This window comes from Novosphingobium sp. G106 (genome assembly GCF_019075875.1).
GTDB lineage: Bacteria > Pseudomonadota > Alphaproteobacteria > Sphingomonadales > Sphingomonadaceae > Novosphingobium.
Genome location: NZ_JAHOOZ010000001.1, coordinates 5,792,789 through 5,811,840, shown reverse-complemented (window position 1 = coordinate 5,811,840; position 19,052 = coordinate 5,792,789). Strand labels below are relative to the sequence as shown.

The 19,052-nt window shown below is 61.9% G+C and carries 17 protein-coding genes and 2 pseudogenes; 4 read left to right on the top strand and 15 right to left on the bottom strand.

The window, feature by feature from the left end:
- Positions 1-34 precede the first annotated feature (34 nt).
- From trbE to KRR38_RS28250, 13 genes and pseudogenes are all read right to left on the bottom strand, one after another.
- Positions 35-2,465: pseudogene (trbE, locus tag KRR38_RS28310) on the bottom strand (conjugal transfer protein TrbE).
- A complete protein-coding gene (locus KRR38_RS28305; RefSeq protein ID WP_217406725.1) occupies positions 2,459-2,746 on the bottom strand; it encodes a VirB3 family type IV secretion system protein in 288 nt (95 codons plus the stop codon). The pseudogene trbE and the gene KRR38_RS28305 overlap by 7 nt, the downstream one beginning before the upstream one ends.
- On the bottom strand, positions 2,743-3,093 hold the full coding sequence (locus tag KRR38_RS28300) for a TrbC/VirB2 family protein (protein WP_375293443.1): 351 nt from the start codon (positions 3,091-3,093) through the stop codon (positions 2,743-2,745). The genes KRR38_RS28305 and KRR38_RS28300 overlap by 4 nt, the downstream gene beginning before the upstream one ends.
- 2 nt (positions 3,094-3,095) lie before the next feature.
- Entirely contained in the window at positions 3,096-4,049 is a 954-nt protein-coding gene (gene trbB, locus KRR38_RS28295; protein ID WP_217407507.1) for a P-type conjugative transfer ATPase TrbB, read from the bottom strand.
- 29 nt (positions 4,050-4,078) lie between these two features.
- Positions 4,079-4,495, bottom strand: a complete 417-nt coding sequence (locus KRR38_RS28290; RefSeq protein ID WP_217406724.1) for a ribbon-helix-helix domain-containing protein — start codon at positions 4,493-4,495, stop codon at positions 4,079-4,081.
- 2 nt (positions 4,496-4,497) lie between these two features.
- A complete protein-coding gene (locus tag KRR38_RS28285; RefSeq protein ID WP_217406723.1) occupies positions 4,498-6,519 on the bottom strand; it encodes a conjugal transfer protein TraG in 2,022 nt (673 codons plus the stop codon).
- Between the two features lie 189 nt (positions 6,520-6,708).
- Complete coding sequence (locus tag KRR38_RS28280; protein ID WP_217406722.1) at positions 6,709-7,638, bottom strand: hypothetical protein; 930 nt, start codon at positions 7,636-7,638, stop codon at positions 6,709-6,711.
- Positions 7,639-7,961: 323 nt separating this feature from the next.
- Complete coding sequence (locus KRR38_RS28275; RefSeq protein ID WP_217406721.1) at positions 7,962-8,273, bottom strand: hypothetical protein; 312 nt, start codon at positions 8,271-8,273, stop codon at positions 7,962-7,964.
- A gap of 206 nt (positions 8,274-8,479) precedes the next feature.
- Positions 8,480-9,058: a hypothetical protein gene (locus KRR38_RS28270; RefSeq protein ID WP_217406720.1), complete on the bottom strand. Its 579-nt coding sequence runs from the start codon at positions 9,056-9,058 to the stop codon at positions 8,480-8,482.
- 501 nt (positions 9,059-9,559) lie between these two features.
- Positions 9,560-10,174, bottom strand: coding sequence for a hypothetical protein (locus KRR38_RS28265; RefSeq protein ID WP_217406719.1), 615 nt, complete (start codon positions 10,172-10,174; stop codon positions 9,560-9,562).
- Positions 10,171-10,332 carry a hypothetical protein gene (locus tag KRR38_RS28260; RefSeq protein ID WP_217406718.1) on the bottom strand — a complete coding sequence of 54 codons (162 nt, stop codon included), beginning with the start codon at positions 10,330-10,332 and terminating at the stop codon, positions 10,171-10,173. Before KRR38_RS28260 ends, KRR38_RS28265 begins: the two co-directional genes overlap by 4 nt.
- Positions 10,333-10,426: 94 nt before the next feature.
- Complete coding sequence (locus KRR38_RS37925; RefSeq protein ID WP_375293442.1) at positions 10,427-10,615, bottom strand: helix-turn-helix transcriptional regulator; 189 nt, start codon at positions 10,613-10,615, stop codon at positions 10,427-10,429.
- Positions 10,561-11,571 carry a hypothetical protein gene (locus tag KRR38_RS28250; RefSeq protein WP_217406716.1) on the bottom strand — a complete coding sequence of 337 codons (1,011 nt, stop codon included), beginning with the start codon at positions 11,569-11,571 and terminating at the stop codon, positions 10,561-10,563. The genes KRR38_RS37925 and KRR38_RS28250 overlap by 55 nt, the downstream gene beginning before the upstream one ends.
- A gap of 396 nt (positions 11,572-11,967) precedes the next feature.
- Between KRR38_RS28250 and KRR38_RS28245 the strand changes: the two genes are divergently transcribed.
- Positions 11,968-12,345 carry a response regulator gene (locus tag KRR38_RS28245; RefSeq protein ID WP_217406715.1) on the top strand — a complete coding sequence of 126 codons (378 nt, stop codon included), beginning with the start codon at positions 11,968-11,970 and terminating at the stop codon, positions 12,343-12,345.
- A gap of 969 nt (positions 12,346-13,314) precedes the next feature.
- Here the strand turns inward: KRR38_RS28245 and KRR38_RS28240 are convergent.
- Positions 13,315-13,485, bottom strand: a complete 171-nt coding sequence (locus KRR38_RS28240) for an NAD(P)-binding protein (protein ID WP_217406714.1) — start codon at positions 13,483-13,485, stop codon at positions 13,315-13,317.
- Between the two features lie 422 nt (positions 13,486-13,907).
- Positions 13,908-14,802: pseudogene (locus KRR38_RS28235) on the bottom strand (LysR family transcriptional regulator).
- Positions 14,803-15,056: 254 nt separating this feature from the next.
- Here KRR38_RS28235 and paoA point away from each other — a divergent pair.
- From paoA to paoC, 3 genes are read left to right on the top strand one after another with little or no spacing between them, the layout of a single operon-like run.
- Positions 15,057-15,695, top strand: a complete 639-nt coding sequence (paoA, locus tag KRR38_RS28230) for an aldehyde dehydrogenase iron-sulfur subunit PaoA (RefSeq protein ID WP_217406713.1) — start codon at positions 15,057-15,059, stop codon at positions 15,693-15,695.
- A complete protein-coding gene (locus KRR38_RS28225) occupies positions 15,692-16,642 on the top strand; it encodes a xanthine dehydrogenase family protein subunit M (protein ID WP_217406712.1) in 951 nt (316 codons plus the stop codon). Before paoA ends, KRR38_RS28225 begins: the two co-directional genes overlap by 4 nt.
- A 5-nt stretch (positions 16,643-16,647) precedes the next feature.
- On the top strand, positions 16,648-18,858 hold the full coding sequence (paoC, locus tag KRR38_RS28220; RefSeq protein ID WP_217406711.1) for an aldehyde oxidoreductase molybdenum-binding subunit PaoC: 2,211 nt from the start codon (positions 16,648-16,650) through the stop codon (positions 18,856-18,858).
- Positions 18,859-19,052 lie beyond the last annotated feature (194 nt).

Genomic DNA, 19,052 nt, shown 5'->3' with positions numbered 1-19,052 from the left:
AGGTCTCCTTCGTGAGCAATGGGCGGGGACACGGTCAAAAGAGCGGGACGGGAAAGTCGATGGGCGGGTTCGCGGGCCACCCAAGGCCAGCGGATTTCAGGAAGCGGGCTGCAAAATCGCCCGCTCCATGCTCGGCGAGCAGCGCGTCGATGCGGGCTTGCGTGGCTGGGTCCGAGGCGCCGCACAGCGCCAGCGCGGCGGGGCCGAGCTCAAGCTCGAACAACCGGTTTCCGCGCGCCGACTGGAGATAATATTGCCGCTTGGGCGTCGCCCGGCTGACCAGCTCGATCTGCCGATCGTTGAGGCCGAACCGGGCATAGGTCTCGCGGCTTTGCGGTTCGATCGCGCGGTCGTTCGGCAACAGAATGCGCTGCGGGCAACTCTCGATGATAGCGGGCGCTATGCTGCTCGAGGCGATGTCGGCGAGGCTCTGGGTGGCGAACAGTACCGCGACGTTCTTCTTGCGCAGCACTTTGAGCCATTCGCGGATGCGCGCAGCGAACAGCGGATGGTCGAGGAAGATCCAGGCCTCATCGAGCACTAGCAAGGTTGGCCGCCCGTCGAACCGCTCTTCGAGCCGGTGAAACAGGTAGGTCAGCACGGGTGCGACGACGCCCCCTGCCCATCAGCGCTTCGGTCTCGAAGCACTGGACATCGGCGAAAGCGAGATTCTGCTCGGCGGCATCGAGTAGCCGGCCATAGGGCCCGTCGAGCGTATAGGCGCCGAGCGCTAGGCGCAGCGCGTTGGACTGGAGCAATAGAGTAAGGCCGGTCAGCGTGCGCTCTTCGATCGGCGCCGAGGCCAGGCTACTCAGCGCCGACCAAACCGCGTCCTTCACCTCGGGCGTGACCAAGACCTTTTCGTGGGCAAGCAGCGCCGAAATCCATTCGGCGGCCCAACTACGCTCGATGGCCTCGTCGATGCGGCGTAGCGGCTGAAAGGCCAAAGTGTCGCCGCTATCGGCGGCAAGTCCGAGCGCGTGGTGAGCCCCGCCCATTGCCAGCACGGCCGCACGGGCGGAAAAGCCCTTGTCGAAGATGTAGACCTGTGAGCCAGCATAGCGGCGGAACTGCAGCGCGATCAACGCCAGGAGAACCGACTTCCCCGCACCGGTGGGTCCGACCACCAGCATGTGACCGACATCGCCAACGTGGGTCGAAAGCCGGAACGGCGTCGAACCGGCGGTGCTGGCATAAAGCAGCGGGGGACCATCTAGATGCGCGTTGCGGGTAGGTCCCGCCCACACCGACGACAGCGGCATCAGGTGCGCGAGGTTCAGCGTATGGACCAGCGGCTGGCGAACGTTGGCGTAGACCTGGCCCGGCAACGACGAAAGCCATGCCTCGACGGCATTTACGCCCTCGCGGATCGTGGTGAAGCCAAGGCCGCCCACTATCCGCTCGACCTGCCGGACCTTCTCCTCGACGCGGCTCCGGACGATGTCGCTGACGGTGATCGTCGTCGTAAGGTAACCAAAGGCGACGTGATCGCCGCCGAGTGCTTGCAGCGCGAGATCGGCATCGACGACCTTGTTGTCGGCATCGGTATCAAGAAGCTGCGCCGGCTGATTGTACATCACCTCGCGCAGCAGGGCGGTGATCGACTTCCTCTTGTTGAACCATTGGCGCCGCAGCTTGATCAGCGCCTTGGTGGCGTCACTCTTGTCGAGCGCGACGAAGCGGGTGACCCAGCGGTACGCGAAATCCTGATGGTTGAGCGCGTCGAGGATCCCGGGCCAGCTCATGCTCGGAAATCCAAGGACGGTCAGCGTACGGATATGCTCGTCGCCGAGTTTGGGCTCGAGCCCGCCAATCAGCGGCGTGTCGGCAAGAAGACCGTCGAGGTAGATCGGCGTTTCGGGCACGGCCACGGACATGCGCCGCGCAGATATCGTCCCGTGAAGGTATGTCAGCGTCTCGCCGTCATCGAGCGCGCGAACCGCTGGCATGAAGCCGGCAAAGAGATCGAGCGCCCGGGTCGTCTCGGCGATGAACCCGGCAAGCGCGGCACGCCAGTCGCGCTCCTGAGCTGCCTCGGGCCGCTCGACCAGCGAACGTCCGGCAGCTTCGGCGCTGTCGGGCGCCGGTAGCCAGGTCAGTGTCAGATGATAGTGGCTTTCGTAGTGCTCGCCTTCCGACAGGAAGCGGGCTCGGCGCTCCTGCTCGATGATCCACGAACCGGCGTCGGGAAAGGCAGTGTCCGGGTAAGCGGCTGCCTCGCGGCGTTCAGCCTCGACGAACATCGCCCAACCGGTACCGAAGCGCTTGAGGACATTGTTGGCACGCGCACAGACCGAAACGAGCTCAGCGTCGGTTGCCGACTCCAGGTCGGGACCGCGAAATCGCAAGGTTCGCTGGAAGCTGCCGTCCTTGTTGAGAACGACACCCGGCGCGACAAGCGCTGCCCACGGCAGATGATCGGCAAGCCGATCGGCGGATTTGCGATATTCAGCAAGGCTTAGCACGCGAAGTATCCTTTCTGGCGAAGGTGGCGGAGCGCGACGGGCGCGAAATCCGGATCGCGGCGTGCCGCGAAGACGGCGATGGTGTGGCCGGCCCCCCAGATCAGCAGGCCCGCCAGCCATTGTTGAAGCCCGAGGCCGACCGCGGCCGCGACCGTCCCGTTGACGATCGCAAGGCCACGTGGTGCGCCGCCAAGCAGGATCGGCGAGCCGAGGCTGCCATGGATCGGCACTTCGAAGCCTTCGATGCGCCGGGCGCTGTACCGGGCACTTGCCCCGGTCATGCGATCAGCGCCCCACCGCCGAAGCTGAAGAAGCTTAGGAAGAAGCTCGATGCGGCAAAGGCGATCGAGAGGCCGAAGACGATTTGGATGAGCCGCCTGAAGCCGCCGGCACTCTCGCCGAATGCCAGGGTCAGGCCGGTGACGATGATGACGATCACTGCGACGATCTTGGCGACCGGACCCTGCACAGATTCCAGGACCTGCTGGAGCGGCTGCTCCCATGGCATTCCGGAACCCGCGGCCTGGGCCTGGGTGGCGAGCGCGAGGCTGAGGCCGGCAGCAGCGCCGACAAGGAGCAGCACGCGACGTGCCGACATCTTTGCGCAGCGCGGATAAGCAAGCGACATGGTCATTCTCCTTCGTGGATTTGCAGGCTGAGAAGGTCGGCGAGCGCGTAGCTGCCTGTGTCGGGATCGATCCCGGCGACGCGCGCGATGCTGGTGATCCGGCGCTGGAGACCGCGGCCAGAAATGAAGATGACGATGTCGATGGCTTCGGCGATCAGCTGACGTGGCACGGTGACCACAGCCTCTTGGACCAGGTTCTCGATCCGATAGAGCGCGGCCTGGGCGCCATTGGCATGGACCGTCGCGATGCCCCCGGGATGCCCGGTGTTCCAGGCCTTGAGCATATCCAGCGCTTCGGGCCCGCGAACCTCACCGACAATGATGCGGTCGGGACGCAGCCGCAGCGTCGAGCGGACGAGATCGGCCATGGTCACTATGCCAGGCCGCGTGCGCAGGGCCACCGTATCGGGCGCCGGGCTCTGCAACTCGCGCGTGTCCTCGATCAGGATCACGCGCTCATCGACCCAGCCCATTTCCGCGAGCAAGGCATTGGCCAGCGTGGTCTTGCCCGAGCTCGTCCCGCCGGCGACGAGGATGTTATAGCGCTGTGTGACACAGGCCTTCAGCCGGTCGGCCGCCGCCTGGCTCATGATGCCGTCGGTCACGTAGTCGTCGAGGCTATAGAGCCGCTCGGCCGGCTTGCGGATCGAGAAGCAGGGACCGGTCGATACGGGCGGGAGCACGCCTTCGAACCGCTCGCCCGCGCGGCCTTCGATGTGCGGCGGCAATTCCGCCGAGACGATGGGCGCATCGCCGTGCACTTCGGCACGCGCGTGCGAAGCGACGAGACGGATTATCCGTTCCACCTGGGCGGCATCCAGGCGGATTTCGGTGTCGGTTCGGCCCTCCCCCAACCGGTCGAGCCGCAACGCGCCGTCCGGATTGACCATGATTTCGATAACCCGCGGGTCGGCCATGGCCTCGGCAATCGCCGGGCCCATCGCCGTGCGCAGCATGGCACGCCGGCGGTCTGCGGAAACACCGGTCACTGGTCGTTGTCCGCGGTCTGGCCAAGACCGACGGGAAACGTCCGGCGGCCGGCCGCGATCTGCTTTCCAACCTGCGCGATGAAGGCCTCGAAGCGCTTGGCAGCCAGGGCGCGGCCTGCCTGATCGTTTTCGGCGAGCGGCGGCAGGACCGCGAGTACATAGCGGACGAGGAGCGCCTCCGTCTCGATCTGGATATGGTTGTCGCGCTCGATCCTGCCGATGCCAGCCGTCATGCGATCGAGACGGATGCCAAACCTGTCTTCCAGCTCCGAAGTGCCGCGGCGGTTGAGCCAGGCGGTTACCGCATCGACGAGGATGGCGGATTTTGAAGTTCCGGGCCTGGCGGCGAGCGCTTCGAAACGGTCGCTGAGGGGCTTGGGCAGGAAAAGCTGATAGCGAACTTGCTGGGTCATGATCAGAACTCCACCTGCAGGTCGCCGGGCCGTTCGTTGCCGGCATCAACGGCGTAGACAGTTTGGGCCTGAGTCATCGCGCGCTGGTCGGCGGCGACATTCCCGTCGTCGTCGGGATCAAATCCAAGCGGCTGGTTCGTGATTGGTTCTGTTGCCAGTGGAAGTTCGACTTCTTGGCCAGGTTCATGGGCCTGCTCGCGTCCGGTCGCGATGGGATCGCCCACAATGCTCCCGGCGGTATCAAGGCGCGGATCTGTCTCGCGCACATTCCCAGCCCAGTCATCGCTGCGCGTGGGCGGCCGATCGGCATAGTCGCCGGCTGCGAGCTGCGGCGGCGGCAGAATCCGCGCAGCAAATGTGGCGTCTTCGAAATAGCGCAGCTTCCGCGCCCGGATCGGCGGTGTGCCGGCGACGAGGACGAGCTCGTCGCCAGTAGGCAATTGCATAACTTCGCCGGGCGTCAGCAGCGCGCGGGCCGTCTCCTGCCGGCTGACCATGACATGGGCGAGCCAAGGCGCGAGCCGATGCCCGGCGTAGTTGCGCATCGCCCGTTGCTCGGTAGCAGTGCCGAGCGCATCGGAAATGCGCTTGGCGGTGCGCTCATCGTTCGTCGCGAAGGCGACTCGAACATGGCAATTGTCGAGGATGGCGTTGTGCTCGCCGTAAGCCTTCTCGATTTGGTTGAGGCTTTGCGCGATGAGGAAGGCACGCACACCGTAACCCGCTAGAAAGGCGAGGCTGGTCTCGAAGAAGTCCAAGCGCCCGAGCGCTGGAAACTCGTCGAGCATCATCAGCAGCTTGTGGCGGTGGTCGCCGTTTGCGCCGTTTTGGGCATGCAAATGCTCGGTCAGCCGACGACCAATCTGGTTCAGGACGAGGCGGATCAGCGGCTTGGTGCGGCTAATATCCGAAGGCGGCACGACCAGATAAAGCGAGATTGGTGCCTTGCCATCGACTAGATCCGCAATGCGCCAATCACAGCGCGAGGTCACTCTAGCCACAGTCGGATCACGGTAGAGACCCAGGAACGACATGGCGGTCGAAAGGACGCCTGACCGCTCGTTTGGGGATTTATTTAGCACTTCGCGCGCGGCCGATGCCACGACCGGATGGACCACGGGCGCCTCGACAGTTCCGAGGTGATTGGTGGTCATCATCCGCTTCAAAGTGGCTTCAAACGGACAGGCGGGGTCGGAAAGAAAGGTCGCTACCCGTGCGAGCGTCTTTTCTTCCTCCGCGTAAAGAATGTGCAGGATCGCACCCACGAGCAGCGAGTGACTGGTTTTCTCCCAGTGACTGCGGCGTTCGAGCGCACCTTCGGGATCGACCAGGATATCGGCGATGTTCTGGACGTCTCGGACTTCGTGCGCGCCGCGCCGAACCTCGAACAGCGGGTTGTAACGCGCCGATTGCGCGTCGGTCGGATTGAACAGCAGACAATGAGAGAAACGCGCGCGCCAACCGGCTGTCAGCTGCCAATTCTCGCCCTTTATATCATGGATGACCGCCGAGCCCGACCAGCCAAGCAGCGTCGGGACCACCAGACCAACGCCTTTGCCGCTTCGGGTCGGCGCGAAGGCCATGATGTGTTCGGGCCCGTCATGGCGCAGATAGTGCCGACCCAGGCGGCCGAGAAACACACCACCTTCGACAAATAGCCCGGCAGCATTGATTTCCCGATCACTTGCCCATCGCGCCGAGCCGTAGGTGGTGAGATTGCCCTGCTGACGCGCCCGCCAGATCGAGCCGAAAATTGCCGCGCCGCATCCGATCATGCCGCTTAAGGCGGCTATCGCACCGGCCTTGTCGAAGACCGCCGGCGCATAGGCGTCGAAAGAAAACCACCAGCTGAATAGCGACCACGGGTGATAGATGGGATGCCCAAACACCGAAATCCAAGGCCGGCCGAGCCCCGGTTGGTAGGCAAGCGCTGCGGCCACCCATTGTGTTGCGATCCATATGCCCGTCAGCACGATGGCAAACACAACCACAATTTGGCCTACGAGAAGTTTGGTAGGTGTCATGCTGGGCCTCTGCCCGCACGAGAATCAGTCTGCGCGGGCTCGACGGCTACATTCTGCGATCCAGCTGATTGGCGTCAGTGTCTGTCCGGTGTCCCTAGGTATCATTCTAAGATATTTCGGTGAGCACGACATCAACTGTTGGCTCCAGCCGCGAAATTCCCGTCAACGGGCTTCCGCAGCGTTTGTGGCTCACTTGGACAATTGCCTTTTGGCGCCCGCTTCCAACTGCTCCGGGCGCCAGCGATCAAAGGCTTCAGGCGACTTCGAATGCAGTGCCTGGCTCAGCATGATCATAGGTAGCTGCGGCTCTCGGATGCCACCCAGGTTCGGGCGGTCAATGTCCAATATTAGGAGAAGAGACAGGACCACGAGGATATGCATAACGCAGGCCATGTAGAAACCTGTTCTGGTCAATGTGCCATATCCGATAAAGGCGGCCGCAATCAGGACGTAGATGATGAGCGCGGCGAACACTTCGTTCGGCACTCGCGCCATTCGGGCGGTCTTGCGCGAGGTGTCCAAGTCAATGACGGAATTGATTGACGACACGAACGTGCTGGAAAAGTCCAGGTGTTGGATACTATCAAATCCCGCCGCCGATGCGGCCCAAAGGTCAGTGAGCAACTGGTCATTGAGCGCAAGTTGCCGAGCGTGCTCCTCAGCCTTGGCTGGAGACGTCAGCGCAATCCTGTTGTCGGTATAGCGGACGAAAATCTCGCTAAGCCGGCCTCGATGGGGCTCTCCTAGCAATTGCGACTGGAGATATGCAGTGCCAATGGCGTTAGCCTCTTCGAGGACCGAACCGCGTCGCGTTTCATATCGATCGACTGCGAGTGAAAAGGTAAATCCGAGAAGCAAGGAAAGTAGGCCAAGTACGGCTGGTAGTATTGTGCTCTTCACAGCATCATCGGCATCATCCTGCTTTACAGCCGGACTGGCGTCATCGATATATCGCCGGAATCGCATTCCGCCCCAAGTTGCGGCAACAACCAGCATAAACAGAAGGATTCCCATTAGCATGAGAGGAAATTGGGTAACGGAATCGAGGGATTGAATCATCAGCTCGCCTTCAAGCGGTTCGGGGCGATGCAGACAGACACTCGCTTGTTGAACCCGCATATCGGCACTTATCCCGATTGCTGGCGGAGATGACACTAAGCGAGGTGAAGAGCGCTGTATTCAGAAAGACGCTTAGGCCCGCAACGCCCCTTCATTGGTCCAAGAAATGCGTTGAGTAACTCCTGCGACCACTGTCCCTATCGCAGGTTATCGAAATCGTCGTAGATATCGACGGGAACGTTATTCATACGCACGGCGCGGACGAACGCGTTGCGACGATGGCAGGCGCCGTCAGTTCATCGACAACCCAACTGCCGGGCTCATTATTGATCCTCGAATTTGATCATTCATCGGGCCACGAGAAGGGGAGAGCAGATGCGCGATTATTCGCGCGCAAGCTTACAGCGGATGGGAAAGCTGCCCCCGCTGACGTCTCCCGCGGAACCGGGGATGACGGTCCTGCCCGCTTGGTTGGCACATGAGATATAACCGGAAGGTCCATTGGCAATCATGGCGGGATCGTCAGAAGGGCGCACCTGCTTGAAAGCGACATCTGCGCGCACTTGAACCGAAGTTCCGCGCGCGATCCGCCCCCGCCAGTCGCGCTTTAGCGCGCGTGCCGTGAAGGTAGCGGTCCTGCTGCGTTCCGGAAGGCTGAACTGCTCTTCGCCGACGTTGATGAAGTCGGCGTCCACGCTTGGCGGAGGGAGGCCTTGAAATAATATCGACGCAAATGCTTTTGCTTGCGTTTGCGCTATTAGCGCGGCGGCCGGGGGCTCAAACTGTAGGTCCCCGTGAACGGTTGAATGCCGGCTGCGCTTGCTCCTGCGCGCTGGCAGAAGATGCGACAGTGCCGGCGATAGCCGCCGCCGCTAGGATGAGACCAATGACGTTTTCCACTTCATTTACCCTGCCCTGTGGCGGATATTGCGATGGGATGGCCGCGCACGAGGGGCTGTAAGCCCCACTTGCCTCGTGCATCGGGCCGGAGTTGAAGCGTGCAGGATAGCCGGTCGGCCACTGCCACCCGCGACCCCCGCCGATCTCCGCAAATGCTCCCCATCAGATCGAAGGTATAAGCCGTAGCCGTGCCGATCCGGACGACTTGCGGTCCCCAGGTGGAATCCTCCCATGCTTTCGTCACTCCGCCATTGGCCTGTCCAAGATAGAGCTTGGTAACGACGCCATATGACGCACCAGGCGCCAGCAGCGAAACTGCGTCCTCGCAATCGTATTCGCCCTGAAAGACGAGAAAATCCGTTCGGCCATCGGCGTTGATATCAACCCGCCGAACCGCAGTTCCGGGCTTGCCGGGCTTATTCGTGACCTCGCGGCACTGCGACGCCATGTCCCGCAGGTCCGCCATCACAGCAGGTGGAAAGACCGGCGCGGCGGCCTGCGCGGAAATGGCAGCGCCCGCAATGGTCGCTAAGATCGAAAGACCAGATACTCTCAAGGTCAAATGTCCCAAGTGCGCCATGGTTCGTCCTTGCTGGATTGCCTCATTCCCCGATGAGCTTGCATGAAATCGAATATGTCTTGCCCGCGGGTCTGGGCCAGGGCTCTTCAACGAGGCCGCAACTAAGCAGGTTGCCAACTTCGGCAAATGGGCGGCCGCTAGGCCGGCTGAATGCGTTGACCAGGACGTCGGCCCCACGCGATAGGCTGCGGACGATAGAGCGCCCGTTCGCTGTATCCCTGCCGTAGAAGTGCGCGAGTCCGCCCGTTGCCGTTAACTGCACCCGCTCCTGCGCGATCGGCTCTTCCGGGCCGTCCCACGACGTTTCTAGCGTGACGGCGTAGTTTTGGGATCCCAGCGCGCTTGCCGCCCTCGGTGTGACGCGCACTGAGACGGAGAACACCGGCGTGGCAGGAGAACCCGCCTGTTTCGCGTCTGCAGGGAGTCCTGCGGCCAAAGCCGCAGCAAAGGTGGCTTTTGCAAGATAGGCCCTGCCCGACCGACGTCGGATTTTGCAAATCGTCATTCGAGCGCCTCCCGGACGTCCGTCAAAAGGGCTTCTCCTGTGTTCCTGGTCAAGCCCTCAACCAGAATTACCGGCGTGCTTATGGACTTGCGGCGCGCTAACAGTGCGAAAGAACGATTGGCCAAGGCCGTGCCAATCACCGCGCCCGCGTTGTATCCGCTTGCTGCTGGACCATCGCGCTCACGCAGCACGCGAGGCGCTCGGTATCCACCTGTGTCGCTGGGATGGCGCACACTTAATTCTGCGATATCGTCGGCAGGCAAGAAGCCGCCGCCAAATGAGATCCCCTCTGAGCTAACTACCAACCGGGCGGGCTTAAAGGCTGGGTTGAGCGCGCGGAATTGGCTCATTGAGCGCTTAACCCGCGACAGCACGACGCCGATGCCAACAATGACGCAGACGAGAAAACCTGGCTTTTCTCCGATGACGGTGGCCGCGATGAGGAAGGTCGCGACGGCTGCTATCCCGCCCATGATCAGGCCGCCCCATAAACCGATGCAACCGCCGCCGACCATCAGGACCGCCCCCGTCCCCTTAGGTGCGTGCGCGGGCATGATGTCAAATCGGACGCCCTCCGCAGTTTCCGTGCGCGCGAACACGGCCTCTTTCATGCCGCTAACTTGACCGGAAGAGCATCACGCAGCCGCTCATCATGAGTAGGAGTGCCGATGGCCATCCATCTAAAGACGAGCCGGGTCCTCGACCGCATCAGCGACTTTTCGCACTCAAAATGCGCGTCGGCATTAAGCCGCGCCTGTTCCTTCATCATTGCCCGATCTTCGTCTCTCATGTTCGCCACCCTGTCGTCGGACGGCAAATAGCAGGAGGTCGGACAGACCTCCTCTCCTAAACGGGAGAGAAATTCACTGTGGTGGCATTGCCGCGACGCTGCCCGCTATCACTGCCACGGCCTCGGCCTGGCGATTGGTTTCCGTTTTGGTGAGAATTTGCTTCAGGTGCGTTCGCACCGTGCCAAGGCCAATGGACAATGAATTGCCTATTTCCTCAAGCGTGCGCCCACGACCCAGCTCGGCCGCGGTAAGGGCTTCCATGCGGGTAAGTCCGAAGATCGCACGGAGATGGTCCATCCGGTAAGGCGGAAAAGCAGGATCGCGCAGGAGCACGAGCGCGGTAGGTTCCACCCAGGCCAAGCCCGGCCATCGCGCCCGTAAAGGCGCGAAAGCCGCTGTGGTGGGTGGCAAGTCAGCTCGCTCGAAGCGCAATGGTGCGGGTGGCGGCGCCAGCCCCCCGCCCCGAGTGCGATAGCGTCGCCGAGGCTAGCGACGAGCCGCGAGTGCATTGCGGATTCTGAGGCACACAGGCGGCCTGCTCGAACAAAAAGGCTGGGGCATCGGGCGATAATGGCTTCAGCAACAGTGCTCATGTGCTGGATGGCCCCGCACCTGTCGGCGATCACGACGCCGGTATCGAGCGCATCAAGGCTATCAAGCGCAACTTCGCGAGCAAACGATGCCTGCGCCATGCGTTGGCCTAGGCGCAGGGCGCGCTCAAGATGTGGTAAAAGGAAAGCCGTAGCGTTCCGGTCGGCTTGGCTAAAGCCGCTGGCGCGCGCAGGACGATGCACGCCGAGCACGCCGATCGCCCCGCCTTCAGCCGCGAATACCGCCCCGATCATGTGGTGGATGTCCAACTGGGGCAGCCATTCCCGATAGAAGTCGCTTTTGCGCTGTTCATCAGCGGTCACCAGCTCGTCGCTCGTGACGATCCGCGACAGGCCATAAGCAACTGATCGTTGCACCCAAAGGTCGCGTCCGTGCCAATAGCGGGCCCAATCCTGACGCTGATCGGGGATGATCAGATTTGCCGTATTCTCGAGCAGATGTACCCGGTCGTCACGGCCATGCAGCTTCATCACCGTACTGGTCGCGCCCAGCGTATCTGCAATCCTGTCGGCCGTGCCCGCCCAAAGGCGCTCGTCGAGCGCAGCGTCGTACATGTGGCCTACCAGCTCAATGAGCTGTCCCGGAGAGGAGCGATGGTCGATCATAACTGCGTCACGTTCTCCCTTCGAACAGTTCTATAGCCCACCGTGATTTTCAAACCAGCGGTGGCGATATTTCCAAACATAGCGCGCGGTCGACGTCTGATAATCGCAGGGTGGCCGCGCCATATCCGGCTATCGGTCTTTCGGGTGCCGAACTTTATGTCAGCCAGGTCGAAATGTCTCGCGGAGCAGGAAGAGTACGGAGCGCGCCAAAGCGCTCTCCGCGATCGAAATGGAAAAGGATGAGAGCGGCGACGCTTAGGTCTCCGCGACCCGCAAAGGTCGAGTTCATAGGCAAATTCGGGGCGAGCCGACGGCCGGCCGTCCCGCGATGCTGCGCCGCTTGCCTCTGTGGAACGATTTTAATGGCAAAGCGTTTTCCACCCTAAGGGGAATTCCATGTCCAGCGAAGTCATCGTCCTCGTTGTCGAGGACGAGTTGATCATACGAATGATGATCCAACAGGCGCTGGAAAGTGGGGGCTACGTTTCGGTAACTGCGGGAGATGGCGAAGAGGCGCTTGCACTTCTCGAACAGCGAAATGTCGAATTTCGAGGGTTCGTCACCGACATCCGCCTTGGCCGAGGACCGAATGGCTGGGAACTCGCCAGGCGCGCCCGCGAGCTCGAGCCCGAAATAGCGGTAGTCTATGTGACCGGCGATAGCGCAGACCGTTGGCCCGCCGAGGGTGTTCCAAAAAGCCTTGTCCTCGAAAAGCCCTTCGCAGAAGCGCAACTCATCACGGCGATCTCGACGATGCTGAACGGCTCGGCTTAAATATCCGTCCCATTCATATTCAGCCTGAACCAGCTAAGATTTGTTCGTCGACGGGTGAAATATGCGTGCACACTGGCATCGACACAGGCTTGCTCAAGCATGGTCTCCGGCTGCGCGTATCGCTCTAGGCCCATTGGCCGAGGCGCTATGGTCGTCACGCAATGAACAACGATGCTGCGGCATTCGGCGGCACTGGGACTCCTATATATTCAAAGACAATCCCCTGACGCTGTTGTAATCGATTGTCGTATAGTGCGGTCCGTTTTCGGCTAGCCGCGGCAGTGCCCCAGAGCGCCGACATGGCGGTTGGCCAGCTAAATAAGAATCACTCCCAAGCGCGAGAGTTCGGTCAGGCCGCCGGGAGCCAAAGCATTTTCCAAATAAGCATTTAAACTAACTACAATACAACCCTTTCGACTTCTAAGCTGTATACACCGCAATATTACATCCGGACCGGACGTTGTCATGATAGACATTCAAAAATCGATGTTTTTTATTATACTTATTCATAATACACTTGTATTTACATAATTTTTTATATTAGAATCGATACTTTCTTCAACACACATTACGCGACCTATATTTTACCGAAACACCAAGATATTCCATGCTAATATCAATGGAAAATATTTAAAATCGCGAATTTTTCCTCCTTATTACTTTTAAAAATCCGCCCATAAGCGTTCAACCTTTGATTACGATATCTACCCCATTCCGGAACTGGGCATTGGCGAAGTCAGATCCTAGGATGAAATTTTTCGAACCTGAAAAGGGTTTGTCGCGTTCCTACAAGGATTTTACCCTTAGCTAACCTAGCTTGGCTTTGCGACCCGACGGTATCACTGCATATAGTGATGCCCCTTCCTTATCGGCCCGCGGCTTTTGCCGTGGGCCGCTTCTTTTAATCCATGTTTTCTGTGGCCGTACCTGGCCCGAAGGTCACCAACTTTTCGCTCTAGCCTTATCTCCTCAAACTTGCACCTGGACCTTGTAGCCCGCTCGGCGCAGTTCATAGGCGGCGGTAAGGCCGGCGACGCCTGCGCCCAAAATCAGCACCGAAGCGCCCTTGGCATCATCGCCCAGGTTGACCGGGCCCTTGAAGGGCGATGTCTGCGCCTGACCCAGACTTGTCATAGCCATGTACATCGCCGAGGCACCGGCCGTCCTGCCGATAAGCGTCTGCAGGTCGCGCGCTTGCTCAGAGGCAGCACACTATCTGTCATCGATTCACCCCCCCGTGCCCGAGCGAACCACTCGCGGGAGAATGGGAGGATTCGCCCTTCCGACCACGCACACCTGATTATGGCATTGGCGGCGTGATCGGCCCGGATCCTCGAAAGGGTTATAGGACGTTTGGCGTATTTTCGGCAGTTCGGGCGCCTGACTGGATAGTAGCTAACGAGGGATCTGGAAACTGCATCGAACGGCGGCAACGTTGGCCAAAGCGATCTGATTTTACCCCATTTGTTTGTTTATCTCACCCCAATCCCAGTGTGAATGAGGGGCGGCTTTTTTGAGATGACCGCCTATTGCCGTAGCCGGCCGCCATGTCGGCGAAAGCGCTAAGCTCGACGCCGCAAGGCTTCGACCAACAGCCGGAAGGCGGGCGAAGGTTGGCGCCGGCTCGCGTAATAGAGATGGTAGCCCCGGAACGGCGCGCACCAGTCCTCAAGCACCCGCACCAACCTGCCAGACTTCAAGGCCTGGGCAACTTGGTCCTCCATGACGAAGCCTAGCCCTAGCCCGGCTTCGGCGGCCGTGATGATCATCTCAATGTCGTTGAATACCAGTTGCCCGTCGACGCGAACCTTTATCTCACGCTCGGACTGCTCGAGCTCCCAGGCATAGAAGCCCCCCGGCGGTATTGAGGCGGAGATTGATGCAGTTATGCACCCCGAGATCCTGTGGGGTTTTTGGCACCGGCATCCCCTCGAAGTAGCCTGGCGAACCGACCACGGCCATGCGCAGTTCCGGGCCGATCCGCACGGCAATCATGTCTTTCGCGAGAGCCTCGCCGAGCCGAATGCCCGCATCGAAGCGTTCGCTGACGATGTCCGTAAAGCCCGAATTGATATCGAGTTCGACGTGGACGTCAGGGTAGTCGCGCACGAAATCCTTCAGCGCCGGCCAGAGCACGGTCATGGCCGCGTGGCGCGAGGTCGTGATCCGGATCGTTCCCGCTGGCTTGTCGCGAAAGTCGCTTAGACCCGCCAACTGGTTATCGATACTGTCGAGTGCGGGACGCAGTGTTTCGAGAAGGCGCTCGCCGGCTTCGGTCGGAGCGACACTTCGGGTCGTGCGCGTAAGCAGGCGGACGCCGAGCCGGCTCTCAAGTCGCCGCATCGTGTGGCTCAGGGTCGACTGCGACGTGCCGAGCTTGGAAGCGGCGCGCGTGAAGCTGCGTTCTTCGGCCACGATCATGAAGGCGGCGAGGTCGGTCAGGTCGTCGCGGTGCATTCATGAATGCTAGACATAGCCCCGTGCGATTTCCATGGCCTTATCGCATCTATGCATTCCGGGTAGGATCGTCTGCGATGGAAGCAAGCCGGTCGCGGCCGTACCGCACCATTCATGAATGAGCGATATAACTGCATGCGAAAGCGAGCATGAGAGCAAGTTCACCCGCCGTGCGTTGTTCCTTAAATGCGTGACGCGTGTTCAGCCGGGCCCGCAGCTTCAGGCTGTGCAGGACCAGATCTCGAGGGATTCTCATGGACGTCTTTGATGGCTTCACAACGTCGCGACGAACGATGCTGGTTGGCGGCGTGACCTCGGCGGCGCTCGTCTCATTGCCTGCAGCAAGCTCGGCACCGACAACCGCTCCGGCCGCGCCGCCTCCGACCGCAAGGGTCAGACTGACGGTAAACGGCACGCCCCAGGACCTCGAAGTCGACACCCGCACGACGCTGCTCGACCTCTTGCGCGAGCACCTGAAACTGACGGGCACGAAGAAGGGGTGCGACCACGGCCAGTGCGGCGCCTGTACGGTCTTGGTGAACGGCACGCGGATCAATTCGTGCCTGACGCTGGCCGTGCAGCATGGCGGCGATTCGGTGACGACGATCGAAGGCCTCGGCACGCCCGGCAAGCTCCATCCGATGCAGGCGGCCTTCATCAAGCACGACGGCTATCAGTGCGGTTATTGCACGCCGGGCCAGATCTGCTCGGCGGTCGCCGTGCTGCGCGAGATAGAGGCCGGCGTGCCGAGCCACGCCCAGTCCGACGTCACTCAACGGCCCGCGGCGACCAACGCCGAAATGCGAGAGCGCATGAGCGGCAATATCTGCCGCTGCGGCGCCTATTCGAACATTCTCGAGGCCATGACCGACGTTGCGGGGAAAAAGGCATGAGAGCGTTCACCTACGAGCGTGCGACGACCCCCACGCAGGCCGCGGCGGCCGTCGCCGGGCATGCCGGCGCGAAGTTCCTTGCCGGCGGCACCAATCTCCTCGACCTTATGAAGCTAGAGATCGAGACCCCGCGGCACCTCGTCGATGTCCAGGATCTGAAGCTCGATCGGATCGAAGCCGCGGCCGATGGTGGCTTGCGCATCGGGGCGTTGGTCACGAATACGGCGCTCGCCTCCGACCCCCACGTGCGGCGCGATTATGGCGTGCTCACCCGCGCGATCGTCGCGGGCGCCAGCGGCCAGCTGCGCAACAAGGCGACGACGGCGGGGAACCTGCTCCAGCGCACGCGCTGCCCCTATTTCTACGACACCAACCAGCCCTGCAACAAACGTAGGCCCGGCTCGGGTTGCGCAGCGATCGGCGGCTATTCGCGGCAGCTTGCGGTGATCGGAACGAGCGATCAATGCATCGCGACCTATCCCGGCGATATGGCGGTCGCGCTGCGCGTACTCGACGCGGAAGTCGAGACCGTATCGCCGGACGGACAGACGCGCAGGATCGCAATCGCCGACTTCCATCGCCTGCCCGGCGACAGCCCCCAGCAGGACACCGCGCTCGCACCTGGCGAGCTCATCACTGCGGTCACGCTGCCCAAACCGCTCGGCGGCACGCATATCTATCGCAAGGTCCGCGACCGCGCGTCCTATGCCTTCGCCCTCGTATCGGTTGCAGCCGTAATCCAGCCTGGCGGGGCCGGACGCGTTGCCTTCGGCGGTGTGGCGCCCCGGCCCTGGCGGGTCGAAGCGGCGGAGGCCGACTTGCCGCAAGGGGCTAGCGCCGTCGCCGCGCGCGTCTTCGCCGGCGCCCGCCCGACCGAAGACAACCGATTCAAACTCCCGCTGGCGACACGAACACTCGCAGCGGTGATCGCGCAAGCAAAGGGCTGACCGCCATGAAATTCGACAAGCCAGCCGGCTCCAATCCGATCGACCAAATGAAGGTCGTCGGGCGTCCGACCGATCGTATCGACGGCCCGCTCAAGACGACAGGGACCGCGCCCTATGCCTACGAGCGCCACGACGTGGCAGCGAACCAGGCCTACGGCTACATCGTCGGCGCCGGGATCGCCAAGGGACGGATCACCAGCATCGACACGCGCGATGCCGAGCGGGCGCCAGGCGTGATCGCCGTCGTGACAACGCTCGACCATGCCCAGCCCTTGCCCTTGGGCAAGATGAACGTCGCCCACTTGTTCGGCGGGGCAGAGGTGGCGCACTATCACCAGGCGATCGCCCTCGTCGTCGCCGAAAGCTTCGAGCAGGCCCGCGCAGCCGCGAACCTCGTCCGCGCCAGTTACGCGCGCTCGGAAGGCCGGTTCGACCTCGCCAAGGTCGCGCCGTCTGCGGCCTATGTCCCGATCGACGACGAAGACCCGGAGAAGAAGACCATCGAGCGGCTGGGCGACTTTGCCGCGGCCTTCGAGAGCGCGCCCGTCAAGATCGACCAGATCTACACGACGCCTGGCGAAAGCCATGCGATGATGGAGCCCTTCGCGACGATCGCTGCCTGGGAGGGCGAAAAGCTGACCCTCTGGACGTCGAACCAGATGATCGCGTGGTCGAAGGCTTCGCTCGCGAAGACGCTATCGATGAAGCCCGACAACATCCGCATCGATTCCCCGTTCATCGGCGGCGGCTTCGGCGGCAAGCTGTTCTTGCGCGCCGATGCGGTCCTGGCGGCGCTGGGAGCCAAGAAAGCCGGCCGTCCGGTCAAGGTCGCGATGCAGCGCCCGCTGATGATGAACAATTCGACGCACCGGCCTGCGACGATCCAGCACGTCAAGCTGGGCGCCACGCGCGACGGCAAGCTCACTGCGATCCATCATTCGAGCACGAGCGGCAACTTGCCCCAGGGCAAGCCCGAGGTCGCAGTCCAGCAGACCAAGCTCGTCTATGCGGCGCCCAACCGCGAATACTGGTTGAAGCTCGCGGTCACCGACCTGCCCGAAGGCAATGCGATGCGCGCGCCAGGCGAGGCGCCAGGGCTCATGGTGCTCGAGATGGCGATGGACGAACTCGCCGATAGGCTCGGCATGGATCCGGTCGAACTCAGGATCGTCAACGATACCATGGTGGACCCAGCCAAGCCCGAGCGGCATTTCTCGCAGCGCCATCTGGTCGAATGCCTGCGGACGGGTGCCGATCGGTTCGGCTGGTCGCACCGGAAGCCCAAGCCTGCGCAGGTGCGCGACGGCCAATGGCTCGTCGGCATGGGCATGGCCGTAGGCTTCCGCAACAATCTCCTGACCAAGTCGGCGGCGCGCATCCGGCTCGACGAAGCGGGCAAGCTGACGATCGAGACCGACATGACCGATATCGGCACCGGCACCTATACGATCCTCGCGCAGACCGCGGCGGAGATGATGGGTGTTCCGCTCGGCAACGTGACGGTCAAGCTGGGCGACAGCGACTTTCCCGCCTCGGCGGGCTCGGGCGGACAATGGGGCGCGAGCAATTCGACCGCGGGGCTCTATGCGGCCTGCGTCAAGCTGCGCGAGGCCGTAACGCAGCGGCTCGGGCTCAATGCGAGCGAGGTCTCGTTCGCCAATAGCGAAGTCCGATCCGGCGACCGCTCGATACCCCTTGCCAAGGCGGGCCCGCTGACGGCGCAAGATCGCATCGAGTATGGGACGCTCGACAAGGAGTATCAGCAGTCGACCTTCGCCGGCCATTTTGTCGAGGTCGGTGTCGACATGTACACGGGCGAGACGCGGGTCCGCCGGATGCTGGCGGTTTGCGATGCGGGCCGCATCATCAACCCGAAGTCTGCCCGCAGCCAGGTGATCGGGGCGATGACCATGGGGGTTGGCGCAGCCCTGATGGAGGAACTGGCCGTCGACACGCGCTTCGGCTTCTTCGTCAACCACGACCTCGCGAGCTACGAAGTGCCGGTCCACGCCGACATCCCGCACCAGGAGGTGATCTTCCTCGACTATCCGGACGACAAGTCATCGCCGATGAAGGCGAAAGGCGTGGGCGAACTCGGCATCTGCGGGGTCGGCGCGGCGATCGCCAACGCGATCTACAATGCGACCGGCGTGCGCGTGCGCGATTATCCGATCACGCTCGACAAGCATCTCGAGAAATTGCCGCCCATCGCCTAATCGCCGTCATCGCGCGGCCGCCGAAGCTAGCGAGCCGGCCCCTTCACATGCTGATTTAGAGATGTGAAGTGAATCTAAACATAGGACTGCCGTCAGGGAGCAGGCCTTTGCCGCTGATCGGCGGCTCTGTTGGCGAGATCGGTTATGATGATGAGCACCGCCGAGCGGAAATCCTAGCGAGAAGGCCTGGGTCG

Coding starts and splice junctions, on each gene's coding strand:
- KRR38_RS28290 (WP_217406724.1), bottom strand. CDS start 4,495: ATGACCCAGCAAGTTCGCTATCAGCTTTTCCTGCCCAAGCCCCTCAGC.
- paoA (WP_217406713.1), top strand. CDS start 15,057: ATGGACGTCTTTGATGGCTTCACAACGTCGCGACGAACGATGCTGGTT.
- KRR38_RS28265 (WP_217406719.1), bottom strand. CDS start 10,174: ATGAAAGAGGCCGTGTTCGCGCGCACGGAAACTGCGGAGGGCGTCCGA.
- trbB (WP_217407507.1), bottom strand. CDS start 4,049: ATGCTGCGCACGGCGATGGGCCCGGCGATTGCCGAGGCCATGGCCGAC.
- KRR38_RS28260 (WP_217406718.1), bottom strand. CDS start 10,332: ATGATGAAGGAACAGGCGCGGCTTAATGCCGACGCGCATTTTGAGTGC.
- KRR38_RS28270 (WP_217406720.1), bottom strand. CDS start 9,058: ATGGCGCACTTGGGACATTTGACCTTGAGAGTATCTGGTCTTTCGATC.
- KRR38_RS28240 (WP_217406714.1), bottom strand. CDS start 13,485: ATGGCTATGACAAGTCTGGGTCAGGCGCAGACATCGCCCTTCAAGGGC.
- KRR38_RS28285 (WP_217406723.1), bottom strand. CDS start 6,519: ATGACACCTACCAAACTTCTCGTAGGCCAAATTGTGGTTGTGTTTGCC.
- KRR38_RS28245 (WP_217406715.1), top strand. CDS start 11,968: ATGTCCAGCGAAGTCATCGTCCTCGTTGTCGAGGACGAGTTGATCATA.
- KRR38_RS28300 (WP_375293443.1), bottom strand. CDS start 3,093: ATGTCGCTTGCTTATCCGCGCTGCGCAAAGATGTCGGCACGTCGCGTG.
- KRR38_RS37925 (WP_375293442.1), bottom strand. CDS start 10,615: ATGGAAGCCCTTACCGCGGCCGAGCTGGGTCGTGGGCGCACGCTTGAG.
- KRR38_RS28305 (WP_217406725.1), bottom strand. CDS start 2,746: ATGACCGGGGCAAGTGCCCGGTACAGCGCCCGGCGCATCGAAGGCTTC.
- paoC (WP_217406711.1), top strand. CDS start 16,648: ATGAAATTCGACAAGCCAGCCGGCTCCAATCCGATCGACCAAATGAAG.
- KRR38_RS28250 (WP_217406716.1), bottom strand. CDS start 11,571: ATGATCGACCATCGCTCCTCTCCGGGACAGCTCATTGAGCTGGTAGGC.
- KRR38_RS28225 (WP_217406712.1), top strand. CDS start 15,692: ATGAGAGCGTTCACCTACGAGCGTGCGACGACCCCCACGCAGGCCGCG.
- KRR38_RS28280 (WP_217406722.1), bottom strand. CDS start 7,638: ATGCGGGTTCAACAAGCGAGTGTCTGTCTGCATCGCCCCGAACCGCTT.